Here is a 12019-nt window from a genome sequence, read left to right as displayed (position 1 = left end):
ATGTCCACTGCTCGCCGCAGCCTGCTCATGGGCGCTTCCGCCCTGCCGCTGTTTTCCATCCACGCCAAGGCGCAGACCGCGCTCAACGTCACCATCGCCTCCAGCCATCCCGTCGCCAATTTCTGGGTGGCGATGATGAAGAACGTCTTCCAGCCGGAGGTGGACAAGCAGCTGCGTGACAATGGCAACACGCACCGCATCAACTGGCGCGAATCCTATGGCGGCACGCTCTACCGCTTCCAGGACACGATGGAGGCGGTGCGCGACAACATCACCGACATCGGCTATGTCGGCACGCTCTGGGAGGGCAGCACCATGCCGCTCCAGAACGTCACCTATTTCACGCCCTTCGCGACGGGCGACCACGGCGTCATCGCCAATGCCTTCGAGGGCATGAACGCGACCGTGCCGGCGATCCGCGCGAACTGGAACGGGCTGAACATGGTCCCGCTCAGCTCCTACATCACCGACACCTACCACATCTGGTCCAACTTCCCGATCCGCACGCTGGATGATCTGCGCAACCGCAAGATCTCGGCCCCCGGCACGAGCGCCAATTGGCTGACGGGCACGGGTGCGACGCCGGTGGATGGCGCGCTGACCACCTACTACACCGACATCCAGACCGGCGTGTCCGAGGGCGCGCTCTCCTTCTTCGTGGGCATCCTGCCGACGCGCGTGCATGAGGTCGCGCGCTTCATCACGAAGTGCGACGTGGGTGCCATGTATGTGGGCGGCATCGCCGCCAACCGGCAGCGCTTCGAACGCTGGCCCGAGCCCGTGCGCCGCGCCATGACCGAGGCCGGCAAGGCCACGACCCAGGCGCATATCCGCGACGTCTCGGCGCGCATCGCGACCGCCGAGGCCGAGATGGTGCGCCAGGGTGCGGTCATCTCCACCCTGCCCGAGGCCGAGCGCACGCGCTGGATCCGCGGCCTGCCCAACCTGGCCCGCACCTGGGCGGACAGCTCGGGCCCTGCCTCGCGCGATGTGCTCACCGCCTATTTCGCGGCGATCCGCGCGGCCGGCCAGACGCCGGGCCGCGACTGGGATCGCGAACTGACCGCGTAAGCGAAGAAGGGCGCCGCCATGGCTGATGATATCGACATGGCGGCGCTCGACGCCGCCGCCGCGCCGCAACCCTTCGATCCGGTCCGGATGATCCTCGATGGCCTCGCCGCCATCGGCACCATCTGGACCTTCGGCCTGATGCTGCTGATCTGCGCCGATGTCATCGGCCGCTCCTTCCTCAACGCGCCCATCACCGGCGTGGCCGAGATCGCGGCCCACTCCGTGGTGGGCATCGTCTTTTTGCAGATCGGCTCCACCATCTATCACCGCCGCATGACGCGGGCCGATTTCCTGATCGAGCGCATCCTGCGCTGGGCGCCGGGCCTCGGCCGCGCCATGGAGGCGCTGTTCTACCTGATCGGCGCCGCCGTCATGTTCTTCGTGGCCCAGGCCGCCTGGCCGGGGATGTGGAATTCCCTGAACCTCCGCGAATTCTTCGGCGTGCAGGGCCTCTTCACCGTGCCGACCTGGCCCTTCCGCGCGCTGATCGTGCTGGGCGGCGGCGCGGGTGCCCTCGCCTATCTCGTCCTCTTCCTCCACGAAATGCGCCGGATGCTGCCCCGCCATGGATGATGTGACCCTCGGCTTCACGCTGATCGGCGTGATGGTGGCGCTGATCGTGGTGGGCCTGCCCATCGGCATTACGCTGATCTCGACCGGCGCCGTCGGCGTCTGGCTGATCCGCGAGAACCCGGACCTGGCTTTCCGCTTCACCGCACTCGCCACCTATTCCGGCATCCAGGACTACCTCTTCGCCACCATCCCGCTCTTCGTGCTGATGGGGCTGCTCGTCAGCATCTCGGATGTGGGCAAGGACACATTCGACGTCGCGCAGAACCTGCTGCGACGCGTGAAGGGCGGCCTCGGGATTGCCACCGTCGGCGCGAACGCCGTCTTCGCAGCCGTCACCGGCGTCTCCATCGCCTCGGCCGCCGTCTTCACCAAGGTGGCCGTGCCCGAGATGGTGCGCCATGGCTATTCCATGCGCTTCGCGGCCGGCACGGTGGCGGGCAGCAGCATCCTCGGCATGCTGATCCCACCCTCGCTGCTCATGATCGTCTATGGCGTGCTGGCCGAGGTCTCGATCGGCGCCATGTTCATCGCGGGCGTCATCCCGGGCATCATCATCGCGCTCGGCTTCGTGGTGATGATCTGGTCCTATGCGCGCTTCGCGCCGCACCGCATCATGACCCACGCCGAAAGCCCCGCCTTGAAGGACGAACCCGTGATGGGCACGGCCGAGATGCTGGGCAAGTCCGTCCCCATCCTGGCGTTGGTCGTCCTCATCCTGGGCGGGCTCTACACCGGCTTCTTCACGCCGACCGAGGCGGGCGCGGTGGGTGCCGCCGGCGCGCTCATCATCGCGCTGGTGCGCCGCCGGCTCGACGCGAAAAAATTCTGGCGCGTGCTGCGCGAGACGGGCCTGGTTTCCGCCGCCATCCTCTTCCTGCTGATCGCGGCCGGGCTCTATTCCCGCATGCTCTCCATGGCGGGCGTGCCCAATGCCATCGGCGATTTCGTGGAGCATCTGGGCCTCGGCCCCTATGGCTTCCTCGCCGCCTTCGTCATCGTCATCCTGCTGATGGGCATGATCCTCGACAGCACCTCGATCCTGCTGATCATGGTGCCGATCGGCGCGCCCATCGCCCAGGCCATGGGGTTCGACCTGATCCACTTCGGCATCATCACCATCATCGCCGTCGAGATGGGACTGCTGACGCCGCCCTTCGGCATCTCGGTCTTCACCGTGAAGGCGACCCTGGCTGACCCCAAGGTGGGCATCGAGACGATCTTCGCGGGGGCCATGCCCTTCATCGCGGTGATGGGGGCGGCGCTGGTCGTGATCGCGCTCTTCCCGGTGCTGTCCACCGCGCTGGTGCGGTAGGAAAAACAGGGCCTCCGGCGGCTGGGGCCGAAAGGCCCCAGACCCCAATCATCAGGGCTTCGCCTTCAGGGCGAAGTCGTATCGCAGGACGCGGTGGCCTTCGGGGGCCTTCGGGAAGTCGGCGATCAGCTCCTGCTTCACGCCGAACACCGCGTCGCTGTCCAGGTATTCATCGCCCGCGACAAACACATGCGTCACCAGCGTCTCGTGGCCGGGCGCGGCGATCATGAAATGCACATGGGCGGGGCGCATCGGGTGGCGGCCGGTCGCGCGCAGCAGATCCCCCACCGGCCCGTCATCCGGCACGGGATAGGAGGTCGGCAGCAGCGTCCAGAAGTGGAAGCGCCCCTCCGCATCCGTGCGGAAACGGGCGCGCAGGCTCGCCTCCTCCTCGGCCGGGCGCTGCACGTCGTAGAAGCCATCCTCATCCGAATGCCAGATGTCCACGATGGCGCCGGCGATCGGCCCGCCGCCCGCAGACTTCACCTGGCCCGAGACATGCAGCCGCTCGCCCTTCATCGCCTGCGCCACCTCGGCCCCCAGCGGCAGCTCCGGCGCGTTCTCGACATAGAAGGGCCCGAGCACGGTGGTGGGCGTCGCCCCCTCCGGCAGGCGGTGGTTGATCGCGTCCACCAGCATCGAGACGCCCAGCGTGTCGGAAAGCAGGATGAACTCCTGCCGCTTGTCGTCGCACATCTGGCCCACGCGGGTCAGGAAGCCGATGGCCGTCTGCCATTCCTCGAAGCTCGGCTCCACGTCGCGCACGAAGGCGTGCAGGTGGCGCACCAGGCTCTGCGCCACCTGGCGCATACGCGGATCGGGTGTTGCGGAAAGCCGCTCCAGCACGGCGTCGGTGATGCTGGTCTCATCGAAATCGCGCATGGCGTGGCCTCCCGTCTTTCGCGGGCTATTCTGGCACCGCAGGGGAAGAGGGGGAACGGGGATGCAGCCCAGCACGGAAGCGATGGAGGCGGTGGGCGAGTGGTATCACGCCTGGTTCACCGGGATCATCCTCATGACCGTTTCCCGCCGCGGCGCGCCCGAGGCGGCGGAGCTGGTCTTCCGCGTCTTCCGTCAGCAGCAGCAGGCGCGCTTCCTCCCGGGGTTGGAGAAGCTCGGCCTCTCTGGCCTGCCGCCCGCCATCGCGGCCGCGCGCTATCACTACCTGTCGAATGCCATCGGCGGCGTCGGCGTCGAATACCATGAGGAGAGCCCGAAAAAGGCCTGGATCCGCTATCCGCCGCCGCGCTGGATCTGGCAGGGCACGGCCATTTGCGGCATCCCGCCCGAGGTGAACATCGCCATGCTGCGCGGCTGGCACGCACAGAACGGCGTCTCGCTGAACTGCCCGCGCTTGGGCTTCGTCTGCACGGGCCAGACGGTGGAAGGATATCCGGGCCTCGAGGGCTACTACCTCGAACATGACCATGAGCTGACCGAGGCAGAGCGCCTGCGCTTCACCCAGGCCGAGCGCATGCCGCGCTTCGACCCCGCCGCCGCCCCGGCCCTGCCGCCGAGCTGGCCGGCCGAGCGGCTCGCCAAGGCCAAGCGCGGCTATGCGATGGAGTATGTGCGCAGCGTGATGCAGGCGGCTGCGGCCCAATGGGGCGCGGAGGAGGCCGGCGCGCTGCTCGGCCTCGCGGCCCGGCTCACCGCCATGCAGCACGCGCACCAGGTGGCGCGTGCGCTGGGCGCCACGGATGGGCTTGGCCTGCTGCTGGCCCTCGCCGCCGCCCAGGGCGATGCGGCGCAGCACGAGGGCGATGTCACCCACCAACCGGCAGCGGCGCTGTTCCGCGGCCTGGATCTGCCCGCGCCGTTGCTCCGGGCCTGGGCTGAGCTGCATCGCGGCGCGCTGCTCGCCTTCGATCCCCTCGCCACGCTGGAGTTCCAGGCCAGCGCGGAGGGCTTCGCCTGGCGGATTACGCCATCTCGCGGATGAGCTTGGCGCGCAGCGCGCGCGTCAAATCGCGCCGGCTCTCGGCGGTGATGACGAAGGCGCCCGGGCCGCCCATCACGTCGCGGCGGTAATGCTCCTCCAGCGTCTCGCCGCCGCGCGTCACCTGGCCGGCGACCGCGATGGCCAGCGCATTCACCACCATGCCCCGCCGCACCACGATGTCCCGCGCGATGGGTGCCGGGCGGAAGCTGCGCAGGTCCGGCCCATCGCCCGAGACATCAATCACCAGTTGCTCCGCCGTGAAGGGCCCCTCGCGCAGCAGATGGCTCGCGTGATGGATGGCGTCGCCGATCGCGTTGTAGGTCTGGGGCGTGCGGGGGGCGGCCAGCAGCGCATCGGCCAGCGCCTGGGCGGAGGCGAGGTCGCTGACGCGCTTCCAGTCCACGATGGTCTGCGAGCCACCAGGGCTGCCCCATTCGATCATGGCGATGCCCATCGCACCCCGCCGCTTGCTGCGGATGGCGGCCACCACCTGCGGGTGGGTGAGCGCCTCGGCATAGCCTTCGCGCTGCAGGCGGAACTCCTCCTCGCCGATGGAGCCCGAAGCGTCCATCGCCAACACCAGCAGCATGTCGAGCGTTTCCTGCGCGGCAACGGGCGTGGCCGCGACCATGGCGGGGGCGACGAGGACGCCGCGGCGGGAGATGGCCATCGGGGGATGCCTCCAAGAGCGGGAAGCCCGATTCGTCGCGCGAAGCGGGGCCGTCTGACAAGAAAAATGCATGGGCTTGCGCGCGGGGCTTGGCGGCGGGAGGCTCGGCCCCAACCAGGAGAACACGCCGATGTCCGAACCGCCCGTCCTGATGAGCCGCGATGCCCGCGGCATCGTCACCGCCACGCTGAACCGCCCCGCGCTGGGCAATGCCTATAATGGCGAGATGCTGGAGATGCTGATCGACGGCCTGCCGCAGCTGGCCGAAGACCCGCTGGTACGCGGCCTGGTCATCCGCGGCGCGGGGAAGCATTTCCAGGCCGGCGCCGACATCAACTGGCTGAGCGAGGCCGCGGCCGCGCCGCCCGAGCAGGCCTTCGCGTCCTCGATGATGACGACGCGCGCCATGCAGCGGCTGAACGAGTTTCCGAAGCCGAGCTTCGCCGTGATCCACGGCGCCTGCTTCGGCGGCGGCACCGGCATCGCCTGCTGCGTGGATGTGGCGCTGGCCACCACCCAGGCGAGCTTCGGCATTTCCGAGGTGCGGGTCGGCGTCGCCCCCACGCCGATCTCGACGCACATGGTCCACGCCATGGGCCTGCGCCACGCCCGCCGCTACGCCATCACCGGCGAGCGCTTCGGGCCGGAGGAAGCCATGCGCATCGGCCTCGTGCATGAGGTGCATGCGCCGGAGGCCATCGAGGCGCGGCTGGAGGAGATCATCGGCGCCATGCTGCTCTCCTCGCCCGCCGGCATCGCGGTCACCAAGACGAGCCTGCTGGAGTCCAATGGCCTGATGCTGAGCGAGCACCAGATGGCCGCACTCGCCAATGAGAGCTGGATGCAGCGCGCGGGTGCCGAGGGCCGCGAGGGTCTCGCCGCCTTCCGCGAGAAGCGCAAGCCGCGCTGGGCGCCGTAGCGCCTGATCGTCTTTGGTCGAAGACCAAAGGCGTGAAGCAGCCGCTCGGCAACGCGCCTGATCGTCTTTGGTCGAAGACCAAAGACGTGAATCAGCCGCTCGGCAACGCGTCTGATCGTCTTTGGTCAAAGACCAAAGGCGTGAATCAGCCGCGCAGCGAGGCCCTTAATCGGCCTGGATGTTCCCCTCGCGCACCACCCGGGCCCAGCGCTCGCGCTCGCTGCGGATCAGGGCGCCGTAGCGCTCCGGCCCGCCGCCGGCCGGCGTCGTGCCGCGCTCGGCGAGCTGGCGGCGGAGATTCGGATCGGCCATCGCGCCCTCGGCCGCCGCGACGAGGCGCGCGAGATTCGCGTCGCTGATCGTCGGATGCGCCGAGAGGCCGAACCAGGCCACCGCCTCGAACCCAGCCAGGCCGAATTCCGCCCCCAGCTCGCTCACCGTCGGCACGTCCGGCAGCTCCGGCAGCCGCTCGGCCGAGGTGACGGCGAGCGGCACGACCAGCCCGCCGCGGATGGCGGGCAGCGCGGTGGGCAGGTTGTCGAGGAAGACGTCGATGTCGCCCGCGATCAGCGCCGTCATCGCCGGCGCCGCGCCGCGGAAGGGGATATGCTGCATGCGCAAGCCGGCGAGCTGGCTGATCAGCTCGCCCGTCAGATGCGTGGAGGTGCCATTGCCCGCGCTGCCGAAGGGCCGGCCCGGGCGGTCGGCGCGGACGCGGCGCATGTAGTCGCGCGCATCGCGCGTGCCCATGCGCGTGGCATTGCCGATCCAGACATTGGGCACGGTCACCAGCAGCGTGATCGGGCGGAAATCGCGCTCCGGGTCATAGCCCGCGTTGCGCTGCAAGGCGGGGACGATGGCGTTGGAGGCGATCTGGCTCAGGAACATCGTGTGGTCATTGCCGTCCCGCACGAAGCGCTGCGCGCCGACCATGCCGCCCGCGCCGGCCAGGTTCTCCACGATGATGGTGCGGCCCAGGCGCTGCCCCATCTCCTGCGCCAGCAGGCGGGCCATGACGTCGGTGGTGCCGCCGGCGGGGAAGGGCACGATCAGGCGCAGGTCGCGCGTCGGCCAGGCCTCCTGCGCGGATGCGGCAACGGGCAGCGCGGCGGCGCCAAGCAGGGTGGTGCGACGGGTCAGCAGGGTCACGCGACGTCTCCGGCAGGTTTGCCTTGCATCGTCGTAATGCCCGCGCCGGAAGGCAAGCCCCGTTCAGGCCCGCGCCACCGCGCCCCCCTTGGCCCGTTCCGAGAAGAGCCCGACGGTCCAGAGGGCGGCGATGCCGGGCAGGATCAGCAGCAGCCCGATGAGCTGCGCCTGCTCCGGCGCCGCCTCCATGGCGCGCGAGATCATCCAGGCGAGGAACAGCCCCGTGCAGAAGACGCGCAGCGAGTGCCGCCCGATGGTGGCCAGCGCGCGGCCCGCCAGGCCTTCCATCCAATCCGCCCGGCGCGGCACCAGCATGGCGACGAGCCAGGCGAGCGCCAGCGCATGCAGCAGGCGCGGCGGCGCCAGCACATCCTTGTGCTCGAAGAGCATGATCACCCAATCGGGCCCCGCCACGAAATCATGCTGCACGAGGCGCACGCCGAAGCCCAGCACCACCACGGCGGCGGCGAGGCCGGTCAGCACGGGCGAATGCGGAAGGGGCATGCCATGCAGCGCGCGCCAGCCGAGCCAGCCGCCCAGCAGATAGAGGAACTGCCAGGCCAGCGGATCGAAGGCGATCAGCGTGTCCCCCAACCCCGGCGTCGCGATCCAGCCGAGATTGACCGCGGCATAGACCGCGAAGCTCGGCACCAGCGCCCAGATGCCCCAGCGTGCCACCAGCATCAGGAAGGGCCCCAGCAGCAGCATGCCGACCACGAAGACCGGCAGCGTGCCCATGAAATCCGGCTGGAACAGGCCGGTGAAGGCGAGGCCCACGGCGCGGAAGGGGTGCTCCACCAGGTAATGCCAACCGAAGCGCTCCACGGCATCGGGCACCTGGAACAGGATCTCGGCCAGCAGCACCATCGCGGCGAACATGAAGAAGACCAGCAGATGCGTCCGGTAGAGCCGGAGCGCACGGCCCAGCAGGTCCTTCTGCGCCACCATGGGCCCCGCCTTCGCCGCCTTGAGCGCGAAGACCGAGCCCAGCGTCATGCCCGAGAGCAGGATGAACATCTCAGAGGAATCCGAGAGGCCCCAGGCGGCATGAATGCCCCAGGCCAGCCAGGTGCCCACCACGTGGGAGACGAAGATCGAGACCTGCATCCAGCCGCGCAGCACATCGAGGCGCAGGTCGCGCGGCGGGCGCGAAGGGACAGCGGCGGGCGTCACGGGTCAGGCCGCAACGGCCGCGCGGCGTGGCAACAGCGCCAGCAGCTGGTCGCGTCGCAGCCAGGCCAAGAGCAATCCCATGGAGAAGGTGAAGCAGGCCTCCTTGAAGAGCTTGCCGCCATCCTCGTAGGGGTCCACGCCCAGCGGCGTGAAGAGGTGGAAGAAGATGGCGCCGCCCATGATGCCGGCGGCGAAAAGCCCACCGAAGCCCTGCGTGCGCGGGATCAGCACGAGGATGGCGGCGACGATCTCCATCCCCGCCACGAAGAGGCGGAAGGGCTTCTCCGGAATGCCCGACCAGTCGGAAAGGCGGTCGAAGATCAGCGTCGGGCCGGTCAGCTTGAACTGCTCGTAGTAGAGCAGCTCATAGGCGATCCAGATCGCGGCGGCCCAGGCCAGCAGATTGACCAGGAGCGTGGTGTGGCGGGCTTGCGGCATCGGGACCCTCGGCATGTGCCTGCCCCCGTGGATCGGGGGCTTGCCTGGGTTTCGCCATCATGCGGGGCCGGGTTACCCAGGCCAGGGATTACAATTCGCCCACGAGCTTCCGGCGGACCGCGACCACGCAATCCTCAAAGAGTGCGAGATCCTGCCAGCCGAGCCCATCCTCCGCACGCAGCATCACCCCGCCCGAGGCCGCGATGGCGCCTTCCAGCATGAGGTTCTCGGCCAGGCCGAAATCCTCGATCTCGAGGCCGTGCGCGTCGCGCCAGGCTTGGCCGTCATGCCGCGCGCCGGCCACCCGCGCGCGGTAGTCATGCGGCACATGGGTGTAGCCGAAGACCGGCCGTCCGAGCCCGCGCATATAGCCCAGTTCGAACACCGTGCCCGGATCGGCGGCGAGGCCGCGAAAGGGCGTGAGGTTGGCCACCAGCACATCGCAGCCCTGGATATGCGCCTCATTCGCCGCATGGATGCGCCGCCAGTCGGGCGGGCCGGAGGGCATGGGGGCCGGTGCGTCGAGCGGGAAGACGCCCTCCATGCCATACTTCGCGCAGATGGCCTTCTTGGCCGCCCCCGCCGCGAGGGGGTCGGGCAGGAAGACCTCCGGGCCGGCGAGATAGATGCGCATCGGGCCATTCTGCCAGGAAACCGGTTTCCGGCCTATGATGATCGGATGGATCTGGAAGCCGAATACAACAACCGTGCCCGCGTGCCCGGCCACCCCGCGATCATCGCGGGCTGGATGCGGGATTCCGCGGCCTTCCGTGCGGCCCATCCGCCCGAGACGCTGGCCTATGGAGCCGGCGCGCGGGAGGTGATGGACCTGTTCCTCCCGCCCGAGATCCAGGGCGTCGTGATCTTTTTCCATGGCGGCTATTGGCAGGCGCTGGACCGCTCGGCCGTCAGCCATTGCGCGGCGGGGCTGGTCGCCCAGGGCGTGGCGGTGGCCTGCCCCTCCTACGACCTCTGCCCCAGCGTGCCGCTCGCCACCATCGCATCCCAGGCCGAGGCGGCGGCGCGGGCGCTGCATGCGCGGCTGGGCCGGCCCATGGTGGCGTCCGGGCATTCGGCGGGCGGGCATCTCGCCGCCCATCTGCTGGCGCATCTGCCGGCGGAGGTGGTGGCGGCCGCCGTGCCCATTTCCGGCCTGTTCTGGCTGGAGCCGCTGATCCCGACCAGCATCAACACCGCCCTGGGGCTGGATGCCGCAACCGCGCGCGCTCTCTCGCCCGCCCTGCTCCCCTCGCCTGGCCGGCCGATCCATGCCGTCGTGGGCGGCGCCGAAAGCCCGGAATTCCTCCGGCAAAGCGCCGAATTCGCCCCCCTCTGGGCCGGCACGAGCGAGGCGCTGCCGGGCCTCGATCATTTCACCGTGCTGGACCCATTGCCCGAGGCGCGGCATCCGTTGACCATGAGAATCGCGAGGCTTGCATGGCAGGTCTGCGATCACCTATGAAATGGTTTAAGCTTAAAGCATTGGGAGAGCAGCTGATGGCGTTCCAGATTCCGGCGTTCCGCCGCCGCACCCTTCTCGCCACCAGCACCGGGCTGCTGGCCGCCCCCGCCGTGCTCCAGGCCCAGGGGGCGCCCATCAAGGTCGGCCTCGTCGCGGTGCAGACCGGCCCGCAGGCGGCCCTCGGCACCCAGCTGCGCGACGGCTGGATGCTCGGCATGCGCCAGCTCAACAACCAGCTCGGCGGCCGCCCGGTCGAGACCATCGTCATCGATGACGAACTGCGCCCCGACGTCGCCGTCACCAAGGTGCGCGCAGCCCTTGAGCGGGACCGCGTGGATTTCATCGTGGGCGTCGTCTTCTCCAACATCCTGCAGGCGATCATCCGGCCGGTGACGGAGGCGGGCACCTTCCTGATCTCAACCAATGCCGGGCCTTCCACCTTCGCCGGCCGCGGCTGCAATCCGTATTTCTTCACCACCTCCTACAACAACGACCAGGTGCATTCGGTGATGGGCCAGGCGGCGCAGGATGCGGGTTACCGCCGCGTCTTCCTGATGACGCCGAACTACCAGGCCGGGCGCGACGCCATGGCGGGCTTCAAGTCCCGCTTCCAGGGCACCGTCGTGGATGAGGTCTATGTGCCGCTGACGCAGCTCGACTTCTCGGCCGAGCTGGCGCGCATCGCCTCGCTCAGGCCGGATGCGATCTTCACCTTCATGCCGGGCGGCCTCGGCGTGAATCTGGTGCGGCAATATCGCCAGGCGGGCCTCGCCAATATCCCCTTCCTCTCCACCTTCACCGTGGATGAGGCGACGCTGCCGGCGCAGGGCGAGGCCGCACTCGGCTTCTACAGCGCGGCCAGCTGGGCGCCCAACATGGACAACCCGGTGAACCGCCGCTTCGTCTCGGAATTCGAGGCCGCCTTCAACTACGTGCCCGCCACCTATGCGGCGCAGAGCTATGATGCGGCAAACCTGCTGAACTCCGCCGTGCGGCGCGTGGGCGGCAACCTCTCGGACAAGAACGCGCTGCGCGCGGCGATCGCGGCGGCCGATTTCCAGAGCGTGCGCGGCCCCTTCCGCTTCGGCGTCAACCAATACCCCGTGCAGGATTTCTGGCTGCTGCAGGTGGCGCGCCGCGCCGATGGCAAGTTCCAGACCGAGACGGTCCGCCGCGTGCTCGAGGCCAATGTGGACCCCTGGGCCGGCGAGTGCCGCATGCCCGGGCGCATCTAGCGCTCCCCACGAAATCGCTTCGCAATTTCGCGGGGGCCCCGGATTGGTTCTGCATTCTGACAACTGGGCTCATCC

The 12019-nt window shown here is 69.1% G+C and carries 13 protein-coding genes; 7 read left to right on the top strand and 6 right to left on the bottom strand.

The window, feature by feature from the left end:
* From KTR66_RS00290 to KTR66_RS00280, 3 genes are read left to right on the top strand one after another with little or no spacing between them, the layout of a single operon-like run.
* Window positions 1-1071, top strand: coding sequence for a C4-dicarboxylate TRAP transporter substrate-binding protein (locus KTR66_RS00290; RefSeq protein ID WP_213609201.1), 1071 nt, complete (start codon window positions 1-3; stop codon window positions 1069-1071).
* A gap of 18 nt (window positions 1072-1089) precedes the next feature.
* The gene (locus tag KTR66_RS00285) at window positions 1090-1644 is read left to right on the top strand and encodes a TRAP transporter small permease subunit (RefSeq protein ID WP_213609199.1); all 555 of its coding nucleotides are present in this window, start codon (window positions 1090-1092) and stop codon (window positions 1642-1644) included.
* Entirely contained in the window at window positions 1637-2956 is a 1320-nt protein-coding gene (locus KTR66_RS00280; protein WP_213609197.1) for a TRAP transporter large permease, read from the top strand. Before KTR66_RS00285 ends, KTR66_RS00280 begins: the two co-directional genes overlap by 8 nt.
* Before the next feature lie 51 nt (window positions 2957-3007).
* Here the strand turns inward: KTR66_RS00280 and KTR66_RS00275 are convergent, their stop codons facing one another.
* Entirely contained in the window at window positions 3008-3838 is an 831-nt protein-coding gene (locus KTR66_RS00275) for an intradiol ring-cleavage dioxygenase (protein WP_213609195.1), read from the bottom strand.
* A 61-nt stretch (window positions 3839-3899) separates the two neighbouring features.
* On the opposite strand from KTR66_RS00275, the gene KTR66_RS00270 reads away from it, so the two are divergent.
* Window positions 3900-4898: a hypothetical protein gene (locus KTR66_RS00270; RefSeq protein WP_213609193.1), complete on the top strand. Its 999-nt coding sequence runs from the start codon at window positions 3900-3902 to the stop codon at window positions 4896-4898.
* On the opposite strand, the gene KTR66_RS00265 is transcribed toward KTR66_RS00270, so the two are convergent.
* Window positions 4879-5568, bottom strand: coding sequence for a DUF1194 domain-containing protein (locus KTR66_RS00265; protein WP_213609191.1), 690 nt, complete (start codon window positions 5566-5568; stop codon window positions 4879-4881). The genes KTR66_RS00270 and KTR66_RS00265 overlap by 20 nt on opposite strands.
* A gap of 130 nt (window positions 5569-5698) precedes the next feature.
* On the opposite strand from KTR66_RS00265, the gene KTR66_RS00260 reads away from it, so the two are divergent.
* Window positions 5699-6487 carry an enoyl-CoA hydratase-related protein gene (locus tag KTR66_RS00260; protein ID WP_213609189.1) on the top strand — a complete coding sequence of 263 codons (789 nt, stop codon included), beginning with the start codon at window positions 5699-5701 and terminating at the stop codon, window positions 6485-6487.
* Window positions 6488-6652: 165 nt separating this feature from the next.
* Here the strand turns inward: KTR66_RS00260 and KTR66_RS00255 are convergent, their stop codons facing one another.
* From KTR66_RS00255 to KTR66_RS00240, 4 genes are all read right to left on the bottom strand, one after another.
* Entirely contained in the window at window positions 6653-7636 is a 984-nt protein-coding gene (locus KTR66_RS00255) for a tripartite tricarboxylate transporter substrate-binding protein (protein WP_213609187.1), read from the bottom strand.
* 63 nt (window positions 7637-7699) lie between these two features.
* On the bottom strand, window positions 7700-8809 hold the full coding sequence (locus KTR66_RS00250) for an OpgC domain-containing protein (RefSeq protein WP_213609185.1): 1110 nt from the start codon (window positions 8807-8809) through the stop codon (window positions 7700-7702).
* 3 nt (window positions 8810-8812) lie between these two features.
* The gene (locus KTR66_RS00245) at window positions 8813-9247 is read right to left on the bottom strand and encodes a DoxX family protein (RefSeq protein WP_213609183.1); all 435 of its coding nucleotides are present in this window, start codon (window positions 9245-9247) and stop codon (window positions 8813-8815) included.
* A gap of 88 nt (window positions 9248-9335) precedes the next feature.
* A complete protein-coding gene (locus KTR66_RS00240; protein WP_213609181.1) occupies window positions 9336-9881 on the bottom strand; it encodes a nucleoside 2-deoxyribosyltransferase in 546 nt (181 codons plus the stop codon).
* Window positions 9882-9926: 45 nt separating this feature from the next.
* Here KTR66_RS00240 and KTR66_RS00235 point away from each other — a divergent pair, with 45 nt between their 5' ends.
* Together KTR66_RS00235 and KTR66_RS00230 are read left to right on the top strand one after the other, a co-directional pair.
* Window positions 9927-10709 carry an alpha/beta hydrolase fold domain-containing protein gene (locus tag KTR66_RS00235; RefSeq protein WP_213609179.1) on the top strand — a complete coding sequence of 261 codons (783 nt, stop codon included), beginning with the start codon at window positions 9927-9929 and terminating at the stop codon, window positions 10707-10709.
* Window positions 10710-10744: 35 nt separating this feature from the next.
* Window positions 10745-11944 (top strand): ABC transporter substrate-binding protein, encoded by a 1200-nt coding sequence (locus tag KTR66_RS00230; RefSeq protein ID WP_213609177.1) that lies wholly within the window; start codon window positions 10745-10747, stop codon window positions 11942-11944.
* Window positions 11945-12019: the final 75 nt, after the last annotated feature.

Source organism: Roseococcus sp. SDR (genome assembly GCF_019083995.1).
Taxonomy (GTDB): domain Bacteria; phylum Pseudomonadota; class Alphaproteobacteria; order Acetobacterales; family Acetobacteraceae; genus Roseococcus.
This window is presented reverse-complemented; position numbering and strand designations above follow the sequence as displayed.

Bases quoted from the DNA above. Each gene is read 5' to 3' on its own strand.
- KTR66_RS00290 (WP_213609201.1), top strand. From the start codon at position 1: ATGTCCACTGCTCGCCGCAGCCTGCTCATGGGCGCTTCCGCCCTGCCG.
- KTR66_RS00285 (WP_213609199.1), top strand. From the start codon at position 1,090: ATGGCTGATGATATCGACATGGCGGCGCTCGACGCCGCCGCCGCGCCG.
- KTR66_RS00280 (WP_213609197.1), top strand. From the start codon at position 1,637: ATGGATGATGTGACCCTCGGCTTCACGCTGATCGGCGTGATGGTGGCG.
- KTR66_RS00275 (WP_213609195.1), bottom strand. From the start codon at position 3,838: ATGCGCGATTTCGATGAGACCAGCATCACCGACGCCGTGCTGGAGCGG.
- KTR66_RS00270 (WP_213609193.1), top strand. From the start codon at position 3,900: ATGCAGCCCAGCACGGAAGCGATGGAGGCGGTGGGCGAGTGGTATCAC.
- KTR66_RS00265 (WP_213609191.1), bottom strand. From the start codon at position 5,568: ATGGCCATCTCCCGCCGCGGCGTCCTCGTCGCCCCCGCCATGGTCGCG.
- KTR66_RS00260 (WP_213609189.1), top strand. From the start codon at position 5,699: ATGTCCGAACCGCCCGTCCTGATGAGCCGCGATGCCCGCGGCATCGTC.
- KTR66_RS00245 (WP_213609183.1), bottom strand. From the start codon at position 9,247: ATGCCGCAAGCCCGCCACACCACGCTCCTGGTCAATCTGCTGGCCTGG.
- KTR66_RS00240 (WP_213609181.1), bottom strand. From the start codon at position 9,881: ATGCGCATCTATCTCGCCGGCCCGGAGGTCTTCCTGCCCGACCCCCTC.
- KTR66_RS00235 (WP_213609179.1), top strand. From the start codon at position 9,927: ATGGATCTGGAAGCCGAATACAACAACCGTGCCCGCGTGCCCGGCCAC.
- KTR66_RS00230 (WP_213609177.1), top strand. From the start codon at position 10,745: ATGGCGTTCCAGATTCCGGCGTTCCGCCGCCGCACCCTTCTCGCCACC.